The organism is Streptomyces sp. a15, from assembly GCF_059026085.1.
Window position 1 is genome coordinate 56291 of record NZ_JBWLKM010000036.1, and the last position, 16997, is coordinate 73287.

Here is a 16997-nt window from a genome sequence, read left to right on the forward strand (position 1 = left end):
CATACGAGACAGCGTTACGGCACGGACCTCAACCGGAAACACCGGGGCAACGGGACGTTCCTAGCGTCGGGCCAGCCCTTCCCCTCCATGAAAGGTCGGCCATGACTGCGATCGACTCGCCCCTTCTCGACGTCGCCGCGACCGGCTTCCCGATTCTCCAGCCAGGCCACGGAGCGATCGCGTCGACGACCTACGTCCCGGCCACGCCCGGGAACACCCTGTGGGGGCGCCTTCCATGCGAGGCGGACGCACCGTGCGCGGTCGTGCGACCGGGCGCCGTCGTCACGGTCGACACGCTCAGCCACGAGGGAGTCCTCGAGGACCAGGGCCGCAACCCCGGTGAGTTCTTCGGCCGATACGGCGTCGGCGGCGGCCATGTGCTGGACGACGCCCAGCAGGTGGCGGACTCCGGTATGCCGCACGACTTCGACGACGACGGGCCGCACCTCGTCACCGGGCCGATAGCCGTGGCCGGCGCCCGGCCCGGTGATCTGCTCGCCATCACGGTCCTCGGCCTCACCCCGCGGGTTCCGTACGGCATGGTCTCCGCACGCCACGGCTTCGGCGCGCTCCCCGGCGAGATGCCCTCGCTGGCCGGTCCCGCGTTCACCTTCGCCACGGCACACGCCGATCGCCACGGCGCGTGGGGCCGGATGGCGGTGGATCCGACGGACCCCTCCCGCGGCTCCCTGCGCTTTCCGCTGCGGCCGTTCCTCGGCGTGATGGGCGTGGCGGTGCCCGGCGACGAGCGGCCGCACTCGGTGCCGCCGGGGCGCCACGGGGGCAACATCGACATCTCCCTGCTCGGCGAGGGCGCCACGCTGTACCTGCCGGTGCAGGCCGACGACGCGCTGGTCTACTTCGGGGACCCCCACTTCGCCCAGGGCGACGGCGAGGTCGCCCTCACCGCGTTCGAGGCGTCGTTGCGCGCCACCGTGAAGCTCGACGTGGTGCCGGGCGGTGCCGCTCTGCGGCCCGGCCACGGCCGCGTCACCCCGTTCGCCGAGACGGACGACTACCTGGTGCCGATCGGCCTGGACAAGGACCTCAACGAGGCGATGCGCGACTGCGTGCGCTGCGCGCTGGACCTGCTCACGACCGACTACGGCATCGACCGCCATCTGGCGATGGCATACCTCAGCGCGGCAGGCGACTTCGCGGTCTCCCAGGTCGTCGACGACGTGAAGGGCGTCCACGCGAAGATCCGCAAGTCCGACTTCCACGAGGTCCGCCGACCGGACTGACGGGTGGATGCCCGCTTGTGCGCGCCGACGCTCAGGACCCCGAGAAGGACCCGGGCGGCACTGCAACCGTCTGATCGCCCTGCGGATGACGCCGTCCGCGCTGACGGCGACAACCCGCTGGGAGCGCTTCGCTGCGGGGCCGTCAGGTCACGGCTGCGCGCTGGTTGAGATGTGCCGTCAGGAGGTGGGCGTCGAGCAGGGCGACGTCGGCCGTGCGGTCGGCTCGTGCGTAGCCGGCGAGCATGCGTTTGGTCAGGACGAGGGCCTCGGGCGAGCGTCGGACGAGCGGTCTCGTCCATGCGTCGACGGCATGGTCCAACTGGTCGAGGGGCGCGACCTTGTGGAGGAGACCGAGCCGGTGGGCGGTGGTTGCGTCGAACACGTTGCAGGTGAGCATGAGTTCGCGGATCCTGGCGACGCCGGCTTCGGAGATGAGGCGACCCATGGCTCCGCCCCAGGCCGGCGGGAGGCCTACCCCGACCTCCGGCATACGGAACCGGCAGGTGTCCGCGCCCGCGCGCAGGTCGCAGTAGGCGGCGAGCGCGAGGCCCGCGCCGATGACCTTGCCGTGGAGCCGGGCGATGGTGACGGCGTGCGTGCTCTCCAGGGCCTGGCACAGGCGGTGGGCCTTGTCCGCGATGCGCCGCAGGGTGGCACCCGTCGGATCCAGGGCGAGGGCATCCACGTATTCATGGCGGTCGGCCCCCAGACAGAAGTCCTCGCCCATGGACGACAGCAACACGATGCGGATGTCGGGCCGTTCGTGGAGGCCGTCGAACAGGGCGATGAGGTCGTCGAGAACGGCCACGCTCAGCGTGTCGTCCTGTTCGAAGGGGTTGAGGCGGACATGGAGGACGGGGCCGTCCTGCTCGGCGAGTACGGCCTTGGCGGTGGGGGCAGTGACGGTGACGGTGGAGGTTTCGTTCATGCGAGGGCGACGTCCAGCTTCAGCAGGCGGCGGAAGGCCACCCGGGGCGCCCTCGGCGGGCGGCGCACGAGGGTGAGGCGGGGCAGGCGTGTGACCAGTTGACGGAGCAGGGTCTGGGCCTCCAGGCGAGCCAGCGGCGCGCCGAGGCAGTAGTGGATGCCACCGCTGAAGGCGAGGTGGGCGGACTTGCGGTGGAGGTCGAATCGCTCGGGATCGCTGTGTCTGGCCGGGTCCCGGTGGGCTGCCCCCACCATGAGGTGGACCATTTCGTCCCTGCGGACCTCAAAGCCCCCCAGGGTGCAGTCCTTGGCGGCGACCCGGCTGATGACGTGCGTCGGAGAGTCGTAGCGCAGCGTCTCCTCCACGAAGGCGGGCACCAGGTCCGGACTGGTGGCGACCAGGTCCCACCGCTCCGGGTCCTCGACGAGCAGGAGCGTCATGGTCGACAGCAGGGTGGAGGTGGTCTCCAGGGCTGCGAGGAGGACGAACAGGGCCAAGAAGTAGACCTCTTGGTCTGCCTTGTCCTGGTCCGGTTCGATGGCGTCCCAGGCCTCTATCCATCGGGACACGGGGTCCTCGCCGAGGTGGGTACGCCGGTCGCGTACTAAGTCGACGAAGTAGTCGCGGAGTTCGGCCATGGCGACGTCGGACGTGGCCAACTGGCTGGCCGAGGGCAGCAGTTCCTGGGTGAAGACCTGGTCGTGGGTCAGTTCGCGCAGGCGCGGCCAGTCGGCGCTCGGCAGGCCGAGCCAGTCGCCGATCGTGGCGACCGGCAGCTCCTCGCTCACCAGGGCGGCGAAGTCGGCCTCCCCGGCGTGCAGGTGGTCGGCCAGGGAGTCCAGGAGGCCGTCGGTCACCCGGCTCACCGTCCGGCCGATCCGCTCGATGGTGCCGCGGTCGAAGGTGCCGGCCGCCCGGCGCACCCTGGTGTGCTGCGGGGGGTTGAGAGCAGGCATGGTGCTGCCTATCTCGCGTGAGGAGGGGGCGCTCCAGCGGGTGCGCGGGCCCTGGCGCTCCCGCCAGCTCTGGTCCGGCTCCAGCCAGTCGCTGCTGCGGAGTATCTGGTCGCACATGCTGAAGCTGGTCACGAGGGAGCCGCCCCAGGGGGCTGGGCTGACTCCGCCCCTCGACCGGAGTTCCGTGTAGATCGGAAAGGGATTGGCTTGCCCCTCCGCCGTCCGTAGACGGGAGAAGAGGGCGACGGTGGCCCGGCGGTCGGATGACGGAGTCGCGACACTTTCCACGATGACGGCTCCTTTCTGAGCAATCAGCCGCCATACGTACCCGTGGGGTGCTTGAAGCATCCAATAACACTGTGTTCTCGTAGAGTTACTTACGTCACTCCCCCCTGGTCCATGCCAGGAAGCGGCTGAACATCCCTCCCTTGTGCTGCGGCGCGGCATGGGCCGCCTTCCGGGACGCGGACGCGGCGGAAGGCGGCTGCGCGGCGGACGCGGGCGACTGTCCCGCCCGGGCGTCCACGGGCGCGGCGGCGGCCGACGTCACCGTGCGCGGGGTGAAGCGGACCGGAATGGTCACCAGAGACCGGCTCCACGGCGCCGGTACCCAGGCGAGTTCCTTGAAGGCGACGCGCATCTCGACGTCGGGAAGCCGGTTGAGCAGAGTCTCGACCGCGGTGACCGCGATCATGAACGCCGGGTCCTTGGCGGGGCACCCGTGGGGGCCGGCGCCGAAGGCCAAGTGCGCCTTGGCACTGAGCTGTTCACGGTGCCTGGTCAGCTTGGGATCGTTGTTGGCCGCCGCGAAGGAGATCATGACCGGCTCGTCGGCCGCGAGCGTCCTGCCGCCCAGTTCGACATCCTGAGTCGGGTAATGCGCCGCGTAGTTGGCGATCGGCGCGTATTTCCACAGCGTCTGGGACACGGCATCCTCGACCGGCAGGCCGACCTGCCAGTCCTCGCTGAGGTACAGCGCGCTGCTCGTGCCGATGGTGGCCGCCAGGGGTGCCGTGCCGCCGGAGAGCAGGGTCACGAGCTGGTGCAGCACCTCCTCGTCGGTCAGCTCCGCGGAGTGCTCCATCAGGCGCGTGGTCAGGTCCTCACCGGGCTGGCGCCGTTTGAGAGCGATCAGTTCGGCGAGTGCCCCGCCCAGCACCTCGTCCGCCCCGGCGGTGCCTTCGAAGATGCCGCTGATGCCGACGATGACGCGGTCGCCGATCTCGGGCGGACAGCCGAACAGGTCGCTGAACACCAACAGCGGGAGCGGCTGGGCGTAGTCGGCCATCAGCTCCGCCTGGCCGCGGGGCTCGGCGCTGAACTGGCTGATCAGGTAGTCGGCCGACTGCTGGGTCTGCCTGACGAGTTGGAGTTCGTCGACGGTCGCCAGACTGTCGGTGACCGCCTGCCGCAACCGGGCGTGTGCCGCGCCGTCGCTGAACAGTGCGTTGGGGCGGTAGCCCATCATGGGCAGGGCCGGGCTGTCCTCGGGGACGCGTCCTTCGTTCAGCGCCTTCCAGCGGCGTGAGTCCCGGACGAACCAGGCGGGGTTCTGCAGGATGTACAGGGCCGCGTCGTAGCTGGTGACCAGCTCGACCTGGACGCCCGGTGCGATGTCGACGGGGGCACTGGGACCGGTGGAGCGCAGGTGAGCGTAGTGACGCTCGGGGTCGGCGCCGAACTCGGGCCCGTACAGCTGGACGTTCTGGTGCGCGGGGCAACCGGCCGGTATGCCGGATGTGTTGAACTGCTGCATGCCATGGCTCCTAGCCGAGTATGGACATAAGGTGCTTCACCAAGGTGACGAGCGCCTTTGCCGAAGACTGCTGACTGCGGACGTCGCAATTCACGATGGGTGTCTCGTCGGAGAGGTTCAGCGCCTCGCGCACTTCGTCGAGCGGGTAGTCGGTGGTGCCGTCGAAGCGGTTGACACCGATGGCATACGTCAGGCCGAAGCTCTCGACCCGGTCCAGGACAGGAAAACTCTCGTGCAGACGCTCGGGGTCGACGAGGACCAGGGCACCCAGCGCACCCCGGGACAACCCCTCCCACACTTCCTTGAAACGTTCCTGTCCCGGCGTTCCGAAGAGATACAGGACCAGCGTGTCGCTGAGGGTCAGCCGGCCGAAGTCCATCGCCACGGTCGTCTTCGTCTTGTCCGGCGTCCCCGTCAGGTCGTCGAAGCCCTCGCTGGCCTCGGTGATCTCTTCTTCGGTCTGCAGCGGTTCGATTTCGGAGATGCTTCCGATGCAGGTGGTCTTCCCGACTCCGAAGTGGCCCACTATGAGGATCTTCACCGCGTGGGAGACGTCTGGATCCAGGTACACGAGTTACGCTCCGAATCGGGTGTGCAAGCCATCGAGCACGGCGCTGAGCAGTTCGCGGTCGGGACGTTCGGCGTGCGGTATGGGCTTCCGCACGAGGATGAGGCCGTCCTCCTCCATCTGCGCCAACAGAATGCGCACGATGCCCAACGGCAGGTGTGTGTGGCCCGACACCTCGGCCACGGACAAGAAACCATCGGTCACCAGGTCCATGACCTCGCGCGCTTCCGGCGGAAGCGTGCGCGCCGCGGCCGACGCACCCGGTTGCGCGGTCACCAGCGTGGTGTGCTCGTACTCGTGGTCCGCGGGAAGCGCACGCCCCATCGAGATCACGAAGAGAGGGACTAAGGCGGAGGTCAGCTCCAGCTCCTGCTGGTCCGGATCGTCATGCATCGCCGCCCCTCTCTCCCCGAGGCGCCCCGCCCGCGCTCAACGTAGGCACCACGTCGTGCAGCCGCGTGGTGAACTCCTCGATATCGCAGTCGTGTTCGGCGGCCGCAGCCAGGAAGGCACCGTCGCCGGCCGCGATCAGGAAGATCCACCCGTGCTGGAACTCGATGACCGTCTGCCGCCACTCGGCGTCCTCCAGACCGCCCGCGAACTGCGACGTGACACGGCTGTAGGAGTGGATGCCCGTCATGGCCGCCGCGATCGTGTCCGCAAGGTCCTTGCTCATCCCGGAGGTTGCTCCGCGGGGGAGCCCGTCGGAGCCGAGCAACACGGCGTGCAGAGCACCGGGGACATCCGCGACCGCCTTGTCCAGCTCGGGCAGCACGAATCCCGAACCGCTCACGCCCTCACGCCGGACCCCCTCGCCGTCCTCACCGGCCTCGTCCGCGCCTCTCACCCTCGGCGGCGAGGTGAGGTTGTCTCCCAGGCGGGCGACAAGCCGGTGCATGCGGAAGGAGATCTGCTGCAGGTCGACCTCGGGCTCCGCGGCGGCGGCGAGGTAGGCACCCTGCCCCGCTCCGATCAGAAAGATCCAGCCGTGCGAGAACTCGATGACCGTCTGGTTCCACCGCCGCTCCTGCGCCGGCCCGGCGAAGTGAGCGGTGGCCCGGCTGAGCGACTGCATCCCGGCCATGGCGGCGGAGATGGTCCGCACGTCCTTCTCGGTCAGTCCGTCCGTGGCGCCGCGGGGAAGACCGTCCGCAGACAGCACAACGGCGTGCAGGGCCCGAGGCACGTTGTCCACGATGTCCCTGACCATCCACGACATGTCTGTGGTCATGCCTCTTCGGACCCTTCGGGCTCAGAAGCGTCAAGGCCGCGGCCTTCGAGCGTGCCGCGCTGGAGAGCGCCCAGGCCGCCGCCGGAGCGGCGAGGGCCCTCCTTGGGTATCCCGGTCCCGCTCGTGACGCCGCCCGTGCCGGCCACGCTTGCGACCGGGGGCTTGCGGCCTCCTCGCTTCGGCAGGCCGTGCACCGTGCGCGCCGCGGTCTGCTCCACGCTCTCGACGCGTCGGATGCTGCTGACGGGAGCCTCCGTGACCGGTGGCGGGGTCTCCTCCATGGTCCACAGCTCCTCGGGCAGCAGGACGACGGCCCGGACACCGCCGTACCGGGAGAAACCGGTGACGTCCACCTTGAATCCGTACTGGCGGGCGATCAGACCGACGACGGGGAAGCCGAACTTCGGCTGCGTCCCGAGCTGCGACAGGCGCGCGACGTCGTCGCCGGACAGCAGCGCGGACGCCTTCTGCCGGTCCTCGTCACTCATGCCGACGCCGGCGTCGTCGATCACGATGCACACGTTCTTCTGGATCCGCTGGAACGTCACTTCGATCGGCGCGTCGTGCTGCGAGAAGCTGGCGGCGTTGTCGAGGATTTCAGCGACGGCGAGCGCAACCGGCGCGACCGCGGACGGCTTCAGCGCGATGCCGCTCTGCTGCATGATCTCGACCCGGTGGAAGTTGCGGATCTGCCCCATGGCGCTGCGTACGACGTCGTAGACGCTGGCGGCCTGCTTGCGGCGGCCCAGCGGCGCACCGCACATGACCGCGATGCCCTGGGCCTTGCGCGCCATCTGCGCGTTGGCGTGGTTCACGTCCAGCAGATCGGCGAGGACGGGGTGTCCTCCGTACTTCCGCTGGATGTTGTCGAGGAGTGTCGTCTGCTCGGCCGCGAGGCTCTGCAGGAAGCGGGCGGCACCCTTGAGGACGGCCTTGGTGCTCTCCTCCGCCGCCTGCTCGGCTGCCTGGATGGCAGCGTCCTGCTCGTCGGTGAACTTCTTCAACTCGGCTCGCGAAAGCGCCAGTTGGCGTTCAACCGCCTCCAGCCGCTGCGTCAGCGCGGCCTCGGTCTGCCTTTTCTTCACCCCCAGGGCTCTGTTGCGGACGACGAGTACCGAGACTGCGACGACGGCTATCGCCGCTACCGCAACCAAGCACCACATGAGCGCGTCTCGATTCATGGAAACCTTCCCGGCGCGTGGCATGCAGACATCGACGGATACACCTCGCGAGGATCGCTGGCACATCCACGAGGAACTGCATGACCGCTGTTGCACGAAGAGCAGGCCGACCTCGAATCAGCACCGAAGCCGAGTGGATCAAGGTCGCAGACGCGGGAATGCTACCACCGCGGAGCGAGCCCCAAGAGGCACCCCCTGTGACGTTACATGCTCCCAACGCAACTGTTATGGAAGGTCGTTGGGCCGGACCTCAGTCACCGTCACGGTCGACCTTCGAGCCCCTCGCAGCATGGCCACGGGTCACCCACCACTCTTCACAAAGGCAACAGCGAACGTTCATCAGAGGCGGCGCTCTCCCGTTGCTTCGTCCCGTGACCAGATCGCCATCGCCCAGGCCACATCGCCGTCGACCACTGGACCGCCTCCAAGGGACGCCCCGCCCTCGGCGCCCTGCTCGACGAGGCTTTCGCCGTCCTCGCACCGCGGTAGGGAGCCGGTGGTCCTCGACCAACCCTCCGCGTACCCGATCGACGCGCTCACCGCTCCCGGCCCTGCCCTCGGCACGACCGGAACGCGCTGCGACGGAGTGCGGGTAGTTTCGCTGCCGTACGGAACCGGGCCGATGCCAGGGCCGGCGGTGGGGACGGCGGCGGCAACGCTCGACCCACTGAGCGCTGGTCGACCGGCGCGGTTCGCACCGCCGAAGCGGCGATGACGCGGCTGTCGGCGCTGCTGGGCCGGGACGAGCCGGGACGGGCCGGGCAGGAACGCGGTGCGACTGGCTCACGGTCCGGGCGGCCGAGGTGACCGGGCTGACGAGCGGGGTGGCCGAGTCCCGCCGCCAGGCGATCGCGACCGTGCTTCCCGACAGACCGGCCACGGGGACGAATGCCGGCCCGGGCCGGGCGTAATACCGCTGTGATGACGCCTGGGTGAAGGCGATGCCCCGGCCGGTCAGCACAGCCTCCAGGCACTCGTCGACGGTGGAAACCTCGGCGCCGACCCGCACGGCGTGGCCATCGCGGTGCTCGACGCCCAGCCAGAAGTCGGGCCACTCCCGCGGGGCACGGCGGGCCACGAGCGACTCGTCGAGCGTCATCTCCATTGTGACCGCAGGGAGTCGGGCGAGCGGGTGTTGGCGGGGCTTCTGGACGTCAGGCGTGGCGATCGGCTTCACGGCCGGTACGCACCCGGGCGTGGCAAAGCCAACGCCCAGCCGGTCTGGCCGCCGTGGCTGCGAGGGAGATGGCACCGGGCACTTCAGGCCGTCCCGCCCGGGCAGCGTTCGTACGGTCGCCCGTCCGAGGACATCGACGGGTCACCACTGCCCGTCATGTGCCGTGGGGGCGCGGAACACACGGTGCCGGGCCCCGAGCAGGAGTGGCTCGTGGCCCGGCACGGGGCGGCCGCCGGTCTCGGCGGGCGGCCTGTCCCGGTCTGTCGGCGCGACGTCAGAGACAGGCCGGGACGTTTCGGTGCGCGACTGCGCGAGGCGCCAGTGGGTGGGTGGCGACCGGAGGAGTTGCCGGTCAGGCGCCGAGTGCGTCGATGAGGGCCTTGGTGACGTCCTCCGTCGAGGCGGTGCCGCCGACGTCGCGGGTGAGGATGCCGGCGCCCGTGGTCGCTTCGATCGCCTTGTGCAGGCGGGCGGCGTGGTCGGGCAGGCCGAAGTGCTCCAGCATCAGCGCCGCGCTGCCGACCGCGCCGACCGGGTTGGCGAGGCCCTGGCCGGCGATGTCCGGGGCGGAACCGTGGACCGGCTCGAACATGCTGGGGAAACGGCGCTCGGGGTTGAGGTTGGCGCTGGCGGCCAGGCCGAGGCTGCCGGCGAGGGCGCTGCCGAGGTCGGAGAGGATGTCGGCGTTGAGGTTGGAGGCGACGACGACGGAAAGGTCCTCCGGCTTCAGCACGAACTTCGCGGACATGGCGTCGACGAGGACGCTCTCGGTCTCCACGTCGGGGTAGTCGGCGGCGACGCGCTTGAAGACGTCGTCCCACAGGACCATGCCGTACTGCTGGGCGTTGCTCTTGGTGACGGAAGAGACCTTGCGATGCGTACGGGTGCGGGCCAGGTCGAAGGCGAAGCGCATGATGCGTTCGCAGCCCACCTCGGTGAACAGGGCCGACTGGACGGCGACTTCGCCGCCCTGCCCGCGGCCGGAGAGGTTGCGGCCGCCGAGGCCGGCGTACTCGCCCTCGCTGTTCTCGCGGACGACGACCCAGTCCAGTTCGGTGTGGTCCGCCTTGCGCAGGGGGCTCTGGACGCCGGGCAGGAAGTGCACCGGACGGACGTTGGCCCACTGGTCGAAGCTCTGGCAGATCTTCAGCCGCAGGCCCCACAGGCTGATGTGGTCGGGGACGCTGGGCCAGCCGACGGCACCGAAGTAGATGGCGTCGAAGTCCTTCAGGCGCTCCAGACCGTCGTCGTCCATCATCTTGCCGGTCCGCTCGTAGTAGCCGCAGCCCCAGGGGAACTCCTCCCACTCGAAGGCGAAGGCTCCCTGGGAGTCGGCGGCCAGCGCGTCCAGGACGGCGCGGCCCGCGGCGACGACTTCGGCGCCAACGCCGTCGGCGGGGATGGCGGCGATGCGGAAGGTGCGGGTTGCGGTCACAAGGTGCCTCCGGTGATGGGGTTCCCTTGCTCGAGCGGGAGCCGGGAGCCGGGGTGATTCGGCGTCTTCTCCGACGCCTTCTTCGACGTCTCCGAGTCAACCCAGTCGGTGCCCGCCCCGTCCAAGACCAGCTTCCGATACGGCCCATAGGTGCAACCGATCGGTCCGGCAGCCAGGGTCGTACCGCGGCTACGGCACGCGGGGGCTCTTCCGCTGGGCGTACGAACGGGTCAGCTCCAGGAAGGCGCGGGCGCCCGGCGTGAGATGGGCCGGCAGGCTGATCATGGCGACGTGGAGATGTGCCGTGGGCTCGATGGACGCCACGACGGCACCGCAGCGGCGGGCCAGCCGGGTCCAGGACGCGGGCAGCACCGCGATGCCGACCCCGGTCAGCACGAGCGGGAGGATGGAGGTGCGGTGGTCGACGACCGCGACGATGTCGGTGCCCTCGGTGTGCGCCGTGATGTCGTCGACGATCGTGCGCATCAGGCTCCCGCCCCGGGAAGCGATCAGCTTGCGCCCCCCGAGGTCCTCCGGACGCAGGGTCGCCCCGTCCTCCACATCGCCGCCCGCACCGGCCACCACGACGAACGGCTGCTCCTCCACGGGCAGGACGTCGAGACCGGACACCGCCACCGGCTTGGCCGCTCCGAGAAGCCCCAGTTCGCAGACGCCGCCGCGGACGAGGTCCACGGTTTCCTCGGGTGTGAAGGCGGCCCGGCTGCTGACGGTGACGGACGGGTGCAGTGCGGCGAAGCGGTGGATCAGGCCGGTCAGCGGCTCGATGCCGGGTGAGGGCATGGCGGCCACCTCGACGGTGCCGCCGTGCAGACCGGACAGGGCCGCTGCTCTGTCCCGTACGGCCGCCAGGTCGCGGAGCACGCGGCGGCTCGGTTCGAGGAGTTCCGCCCCCGCCTCGCTGAGTACGACCCCGCGGCCCATCCGGTGGAACAGCGAGACGCCCAGATCGGCTTCCAGGTTCGCCATGGCCTGCGAGAGCGAGGGCTGCGCCACGTGAAGCGCGGCGGCCGCCTTGCTGAATCCGCCGTGCTCCACGATGGCGAGGAAGTATTCGAGCTGCCGGGCGTCCACCGTTCCTCCTGCTGCCACCAGCCTCGGGCAATGGGCGGACCCTATCGGTGGTTGGCCGGGACCGCCTCGTCGTCCTCGGCCGGCCGCGCTGCGGGCACTTCGGCTGCGGCCGGCGGTTCGTCGACGGCGGCGGTGAGTTCGGCGGCTTCGGCAGGCGGCGCTGCCTGCTTACGCTGCGCGGTGGCGTCTGCGTCCGGTGCGGGTGCCTCCTCGACCGGCGCGAGGGCGTCTTCCCGTATCTCGCCGGACAGCACCCGACGGGCCCGCGTCAGGTCGAGGCCGTTCTCCCAGCGGGCGACGAACAGGGTGGCGACCGCGTTGCCGTAGAAGTTGACCAGGGCCCGGCACTCCGACATGAACTTGTCGATGCCGAAGACGAGCATGATGCCCGCGGCGGGGACGGAGCCGACCGTCGACAAGGTCGCGGTGAGCGCGATGAAGCCGCCGCCTGCGACGCCCGCCGCCCCCTTGGACGTCAGCAACATGACGGCGAGCAGGCCGAGTTGCTGTCCGACGGAGAGGGATGTGTCGGTGGCCTGCGCGATGTAGAGGGTGGCCAGGGACAGGTAGATCGCGGCCCCGTCGAGGTTGAAGCTGTAGCCGGTCGGCACCACCAGGCGGACCGTGGGCTTCTCGGCGCCCATGAACTCCAGCTTGCGCATCAGGCCCGGCAGGGCGGGCTCGGCGGTGGAGGTGCCCAGGATCAGGAAGAACTCCTCCTTCAGGTAGCGGAAGAGCTGGAAGATGTTCAGCCGTACGTACGCGGCGAGCAAGCCGCCCAGCACGACCACGACGAACAGGACGGAGGTGACGTAGAAGAGCAGGATCAGCGAACCGAGGCTGGTCAGGGTCGACAGGCCGAACTTTCCGATGGCGTAGGCCATCGCCCCGAAGGCGCCCAGCGGGGCCACCTTCATGACGAACGACAGCACCTTGAACACGACTTCGGTCAGGCGGTTGACCCCGGCGATGATCGGCTCGCCGGCCTTGCCGACGGACTTCAGCGCGATCCCGAACAGCACCGCGAGGAAGATCACCTGCAGGATGTCTCCCTCGACGAACGCACCGAAGAAGCTGTTCGGCACGATGCCCGTCAGGAACTCCCACCAGTGCTGGTGCTCCCCCGTCTCGATGTACTGGCCTGCGTCACCCGACACGTCCAGCTGGGAGGCGTCGGCATGGACGCCGTCGCCGAGCCGGAAGATGTTGATCGCGACCAGCCCCGTGGCCATGGCCACGATCGTGCCCAGCTGGAAGTAGGTCAGCGCCTTGATCCCGGTGCGGCCCACCTTCTTCAGGTCCGCGACTCCGGCGACGCCGCCGATGATGGTGAGGAACACGATCGGCCCGATCAGCATCTTCATCGCCGTGATGAACGTGGTGCCGATCGGCTCCATCGACGCGGCCAGATCCGGCCACCGCCAGCCGAGCACGATCCCGATGACGATCGCCACCAGCACCTGCACGTACAACTGCCGGTACCACGGCTTCTTCCTCACCACGGCGTCGCCTGCGGCTTCCTTCGGGGCATGCGTCATTGCAACCTCCATCCGGGCACGGGTAGGGCCTGTCGGCGCACTCCCGGACGAGAAACACGCACCCCTGACGGGATGCCGCGCGTCCGGTGCCGACTTCGAAGGCCCGGGTACGACACCGGGTCCCGACCGGTCGCCGCACCACCTACCGGCACAGTGAAGCCGGTCACAGATGAGGAGGTCCACGACCAAAAACCGATGCCCCGTATAGGCAGTGCCTATACGGGTGCTGTGGTCGGACCGACGTCAATGCATGCCGTATGGAGGCGGCCGGTCAGTGGCTGGTTCGGGATGCGTGTGCCTCGGCGAGGAGGAGGTAGCTGCCGGCGGTCCAGGTGTAGGCGCGGTCCCGCAGACCCGTGCCGGTCAGGGCGTCGAAGTTCTCCGCGAACCCGTTCGTCTCGCACAGGGCGCGGAAGCGGGCACTGACATCGTCCGCCAGCCTGTCGTGGCCGGCCCGGCGCAGGCCGTCCTCGACGAGGACCGTGGCAGGGGCCCAGATCGGGCCGCGCCAGTAGCCGTCGGAGCGGTAGTGCGGCGAGGCGGGCAGCTCGGTGGCCAGTCCGTACGCGGTCAGGTGAGCCTCGAGCCGGTCGGCCAGCACGCCGCTGACGTCGTCCGGCAGATGCTCGCCCAGCACGATGGGCATCAGGTCGAGCAGGCTGGAACTGCTCCACGTGTCCCCGGTACCGACACCCCGGGCGACGAACCGGTCGCCGGTCCAGAGCTGGTCGAGCATCGCCGCCTGGGTTGCGGCAGCCGTTCGCGTCCACTCGCGAGCCTTCTCCGGCCACCCCAACTCCGTTGCCAACTCCGCAAGTTGGTGTAGCTGGAGGACGAGGAAGGCGGCCAGGTCGGCGGTGACGACCACGCGTTCGGGGTCGAAGGTGGTGGCGTTGTCCCAGCCGCTGTCGTTGCCGTGCTGGTAGTGGGGCAGTGCGGCGCCGGGGGCGCGCCGGGTGGTGAGCCAGAAGTCGGTCCAGCGTTCCAGCCGGTCGTACGTCTCGGCCAGTTCGGCCTGCCCGAGGGGCGTGCTCAGCCGACGGCGCAGGTGCCCGAACGCCCAGCCGTGGATGGGCGGTTTGACGAAGTTGTGGAGGACCTCGGAGTGGGTGACCGAGTCGGGCAGCGCCCCGCTCTCGTCCTGGTGGTCGAAGGGCAGGTGGTACTGGTCCCAGGCCAGTTCGGGGCAGCCGGGGGCCAGGGCAAGGGCGTTGAAGCAGTGGTCCCAGCTCCAGACCTTGTCCATCCAGTGCTTGGACATCAGTACGGCGGGCCGGGTGACCAGCCCTGCCGGGCGTACGGTCGCGGACCAGATGACGTAGGCGGCGAGTTCGGCGGCCGGGGTGGCGGACGAGCGCCAGGGGGCCACCGTGTCGACGAAGTCCGCGAAGGAGTTCCGCGCGGCCTCGGCGATCTTGCCGAAGGCTGCCGCCGACGCGTACGGCGGGCGGGCCGTGTCGAGTTCCTCGACGGCGATCTCCCAGGGACCGTCCGCGTCGGCGGCGACCGTGAGGCCGCGGTCGGCGCTGCCCAGGGCCTGGCTGCCGAACGTGTCGGTCACCGTGCCGGAGAGCACGGTGACGCGGTAGCGGCGTCCGGTCTCGTACGAGGTGAAAACGTGCGCGTCGGCGGCCGCGTCGTGGAAGAAGTAGGTGCCGCTGAACGGGGTCAGCGTCTGGGCCGCCGCCGCGACGCGCAGCGGCAGTCCCGTACCGCGCAGGCGTACGGTGTCCGGCGACTCGTAGGCGAGGTCGGCGCGGCCGGCCGCGCCGATCCAGCTCAGCAGACCCGGTGTCGCCTCCACGCGGGTCTCGGCGCGCTCGCCCGTCGCGCCATCGAGCGGCATCAGGCGCAGGACGGCGTGCATGCCGTTCTGGTGCGAGACGAGGTGGAGGTCCTCGGCATGCGTCTTCTCCGCCACCACGGGAGAGATGTCGAACCAGGATCCGTGGGTGCTGAAGGGGATGTCGTGGACGGAGAAGGCCGGGCCGGATCGGTCGGCGGTCATGAAGCGTCACTCGTTTCTCGGGCAGGGGTGGCGGACCGTCCGGCGGACGGACGGTGGGGCCGTTGCGAGGGGAGGGTCAGTCCTTGACCGCACCGGCGGTCACGCCGGCGGCGACGTAGCGCTGGGCGAGGACGAGGATGACCGCGGCCGGCAGCGAGGCCACGACGGCGGTGGCCATGATGGCGTTCCACTCCTGGTTGTTGTTGCCGATGTAGTGGTAGATGCCGAGGGTGATCGGTTCGTGGGCGCCGCCGTTGACCAGGGTGCTGGCGAAGATGAAGTCGGACCAGGACCACAGGAACGCGAACAGCGACACCGTGACGACGGCGTTGCGGCTCATCGGCAGGACGATCGACCAGAAGGTGCGCAGGGGTCCGGCGCCGTCCGTCTTGGCCGCCTGGAGCAGTTCGCCGGGGATGCCGGACATGAACGCGGTGAAGATGAGTACGGCGAAGGGGACGGCCAGGGTGGAGTCGGCGACGATCAGGCCGGGGACGGACTGGAGCAGGCCGAGGCTGAGGTAGATGGCGTAGAAGCCCATCGCCATGATGATGCCGGGGATCATCTGGGCGGCCAGGAGGACGAAGCCGAGGATGCCGCCACCGCGCGGGCGCAGCTTGGCCAGCGCGTAACCGGCCGGGGCGGCCAGCGCCACGGTCAGGGCGACGGTGCCCAGGCCGATGACGAGGCTGGTGCCGAGGTAGGGCAACTGCTGGTCCAGGACGGCCCGGTAGCCCTCCAGGGTGGCGTCGGCGGGGAACAGGTCCGGTGGGGTCTTGCGCATGTCCTGGTCGGGGGTGAAGGACACGTTGAGCATCCAGTAGACCGGGAAGAGCATGATGCCGGTCAGCAGGAGGCCGATGGCCGTCTTTCCCCACGTACGCTTGCCGTTTCGGCTCATGACGACTCCTGCTTGCGCTGGACTCGGACGTACACCAGGCCGAAGACCAGGGCGGCGATCACCAGCAGGTTGCCGACGGCCGCTCCCGGGCCGAAGGCGGGCAGCAGGTTGCCGAAGCCGAGCTGGTAGGACCAGGTGGCGAAGGTGGTGGACGAGTCCGCCGGGCCGCCCTTGGTCATGATCCAGATGATGTCGAAGACCTTGAGCGTGTAGACCAGCCCCAGGAGCAGGGTGATCGCGGACACCGGTCGCAGGAGCGGGAAGGTGATGCTCCAGAACCGCCGCCAGGGACCGGCCCCGTCGAGGGCGGCGGCCTCGTAGAGGCCGGCGGGGATGGACTGCAGGCCGCTGTAGAGCACGACCAGGTTGAACGGGACGCCGATCCAGATGTTCGCGATGATCACCGAGGTCAGCGACCAGGACGGCGAGGTCAGCCAGTTCACGGGGCCGATGCCGACGGCGTGCAGGGCGGCGTTGACGATGCCCGATTCGCTGTTGAGCATCCATGACCAGGTGGAGGCCGACACGATCAGCGGCAGCAGCCAGGGCACCAGGAACAGGGCGCGCAGGGTGGCCGAGAGCCGGAAGTGCTGGTTGAAGAAGACCGCGAGCGCCAGGCCTATGACGTACTGGAAGGCCAGGCAGACGGCGGTGAACACCACGGTGTGGAGCAGGGCGGGGGCGAAGGTCGGGTCGTCGAAGACGGTCCGGTAGTTCGCGAGGCCCGTGAACGGCGCGTCGCCCTGGACGAAGGAGCGGACGGTGTAGTTGCGCAGGCTCAGGTCGAGGTTGCGGTAGAGGGGATAGGCGTAGAAGAGGACGAGGTAGAGGGTCACCGGGGCGAGGAAGGCCCAGGCGGCCCACTGCTGGGAGCTGGGGCGGCGCCGTGTCCCGGACGGTGCGGTGGGGGCCGCACCGCTGTGGCCGGGCACGGGCCGGCGGTGCGGCACTTGTGTCGTGTGACTCATCAACGGGCCCCTGA

Annotated in this window: 15 protein-coding genes; 1 reads left to right on the plus strand and 14 read right to left on the minus strand. The window is 69.6% G+C overall.

From position 1 onward, the window contains the following. Positions 1–101: 101 nt before the first annotated feature. Positions 102–1244 carry an acetamidase/formamidase family protein gene (locus AC5P09_RS30195; RefSeq protein ID WP_493876912.1) on the plus strand — a complete coding sequence of 381 codons (1143 nt, stop codon included), beginning with the start codon at positions 102–104 and terminating at the stop codon, positions 1242–1244. Positions 1245–1386: 142 nt separating this feature from the next. Here the strand turns inward: AC5P09_RS30195 and AC5P09_RS30200 are convergent, their stop codons facing one another. From AC5P09_RS30200 to AC5P09_RS30265, 14 genes are all read right to left on the minus strand, one after another. After that, positions 1387–2172 (minus strand): enoyl-CoA hydratase/isomerase family protein, encoded by a 786-nt coding sequence (locus tag AC5P09_RS30200; protein ID WP_493876913.1) that lies wholly within the window; start codon positions 2170–2172, stop codon positions 1387–1389. Then, positions 2169–3416, minus strand: coding sequence for a cytochrome P450 (locus AC5P09_RS30205; protein ID WP_493876914.1), 1248 nt, complete (start codon positions 3414–3416; stop codon positions 2169–2171). The genes AC5P09_RS30200 and AC5P09_RS30205 overlap by 4 nt, the downstream gene beginning before the upstream one ends. Before the next feature lie 94 nt (positions 3417–3510). Further along, on the minus strand, positions 3511–4884 hold the full coding sequence (locus tag AC5P09_RS30210; RefSeq protein WP_493876915.1) for a cytochrome P450 family protein: 1374 nt from the start codon (positions 4882–4884) through the stop codon (positions 3511–3513). A 10-nt stretch (positions 4885–4894) separates the two neighbouring features. Beyond that, positions 4895–5455 carry a GTP-binding protein gene (locus AC5P09_RS30215; RefSeq protein WP_266451626.1) on the minus strand — a complete coding sequence of 187 codons (561 nt, stop codon included), beginning with the start codon at positions 5453–5455 and terminating at the stop codon, positions 4895–4897. A 3-nt stretch (positions 5456–5458) separates the two neighbouring features. Beyond that, positions 5459–5845 carry a DUF742 domain-containing protein gene (locus AC5P09_RS30220; RefSeq protein WP_266451625.1) on the minus strand — a complete coding sequence of 129 codons (387 nt, stop codon included), beginning with the start codon at positions 5843–5845 and terminating at the stop codon, positions 5459–5461. Next, complete coding sequence (locus tag AC5P09_RS30225; RefSeq protein WP_493876916.1) at positions 5838–6683, minus strand: roadblock/LC7 domain-containing protein; 846 nt, start codon at positions 6681–6683, stop codon at positions 5838–5840. The genes AC5P09_RS30220 and AC5P09_RS30225 overlap by 8 nt, the downstream gene beginning before the upstream one ends. Continuing rightward, positions 6680–7846 carry an ATP-binding protein gene (locus AC5P09_RS30230; RefSeq protein ID WP_493876931.1) on the minus strand — a complete coding sequence of 389 codons (1167 nt, stop codon included), beginning with the start codon at positions 7844–7846 and terminating at the stop codon, positions 6680–6682. The genes AC5P09_RS30225 and AC5P09_RS30230 overlap by 4 nt, the downstream gene beginning before the upstream one ends. Positions 7847–8114: 268 nt before the next feature. Next, positions 8115–9116, minus strand: a complete 1002-nt coding sequence (locus AC5P09_RS30235; RefSeq protein WP_493876917.1) for a LysR substrate-binding domain-containing protein — start codon at positions 9114–9116, stop codon at positions 8115–8117. 277 nt (positions 9117–9393) lie between these two features. Then, positions 9394–10476: a tartrate dehydrogenase gene (locus AC5P09_RS30240; RefSeq protein ID WP_493876918.1), complete on the minus strand. Its 1083-nt coding sequence runs from the start codon at positions 10474–10476 to the stop codon at positions 9394–9396. A gap of 189 nt (positions 10477–10665) precedes the next feature. Beyond that, the gene (locus tag AC5P09_RS30245; protein ID WP_493876919.1) at positions 10666–11568 is read right to left on the minus strand and encodes a LysR family transcriptional regulator; all 903 of its coding nucleotides are present in this window, start codon (positions 11566–11568) and stop codon (positions 10666–10668) included. A 41-nt stretch (positions 11569–11609) separates the two neighbouring features. Continuing rightward, positions 11610–13106 (minus strand): C4-dicarboxylate transporter DctA, encoded by a 1497-nt coding sequence (gene dctA / locus AC5P09_RS30250; protein ID WP_493876920.1) that lies wholly within the window; start codon positions 13104–13106, stop codon positions 11610–11612. Positions 13107–13377: 271 nt separating this feature from the next. Continuing rightward, positions 13378–15114, minus strand: coding sequence for an amylo-alpha-1,6-glucosidase (locus AC5P09_RS30255; RefSeq protein WP_493876921.1), 1737 nt, complete (start codon positions 15112–15114; stop codon positions 13378–13380). Positions 15115–15190: 76 nt separating this feature from the next. Further along, the gene (locus AC5P09_RS30260; RefSeq protein WP_493876922.1) at positions 15191–16015 is read right to left on the minus strand and encodes a carbohydrate ABC transporter permease; all 825 of its coding nucleotides are present in this window, start codon (positions 16013–16015) and stop codon (positions 15191–15193) included. Next, complete coding sequence (locus tag AC5P09_RS30265) at positions 16012–16983, minus strand: carbohydrate ABC transporter permease (protein ID WP_493876923.1); 972 nt, start codon at positions 16981–16983, stop codon at positions 16012–16014. The genes AC5P09_RS30260 and AC5P09_RS30265 overlap by 4 nt, the downstream gene beginning before the upstream one ends. Positions 16984–16997 lie beyond the last annotated feature (14 nt).

Coding starts and splice junctions, on each gene's coding strand:
- AC5P09_RS30195 (WP_493876912.1), top strand. CDS start 102: ATGACTGCGATCGACTCGCCCCTTCTCGACGTCGCCGCGACCGGCTTC.
- AC5P09_RS30200 (WP_493876913.1), bottom strand. CDS start 2,172: ATGAACGAAACCTCCACCGTCACCGTCACTGCCCCCACCGCCAAGGCC.
- AC5P09_RS30210 (WP_493876915.1), bottom strand. CDS start 4,884: ATGCAGCAGTTCAACACATCCGGCATACCGGCCGGTTGCCCCGCGCAC.
- AC5P09_RS30220 (WP_266451625.1), bottom strand. CDS start 5,845: ATGCATGACGATCCGGACCAGCAGGAGCTGGAGCTGACCTCCGCCTTA.
- AC5P09_RS30225 (WP_493876916.1), bottom strand. CDS start 6,683: ATGACCACAGACATGTCGTGGATGGTCAGGGACATCGTGGACAACGTG.
- AC5P09_RS30230 (WP_493876931.1), bottom strand. CDS start 7,846: ATGTGGTGCTTGGTTGCGGTAGCGGCGATAGCCGTCGTCGCAGTCTCG.
- dctA (WP_493876920.1), bottom strand. CDS start 13,106: ATGACGCATGCCCCGAAGGAAGCCGCAGGCGACGCCGTGGTGAGGAAG.
- AC5P09_RS30255 (WP_493876921.1), bottom strand. CDS start 15,114: ATGACCGCCGACCGATCCGGCCCGGCCTTCTCCGTCCACGACATCCCC.
- AC5P09_RS30260 (WP_493876922.1), bottom strand. CDS start 16,015: ATGAGCCGAAACGGCAAGCGTACGTGGGGAAAGACGGCCATCGGCCTC.
- AC5P09_RS30265 (WP_493876923.1), bottom strand. CDS start 16,983: ATGAGTCACACGACACAAGTGCCGCACCGCCGGCCCGTGCCCGGCCAC.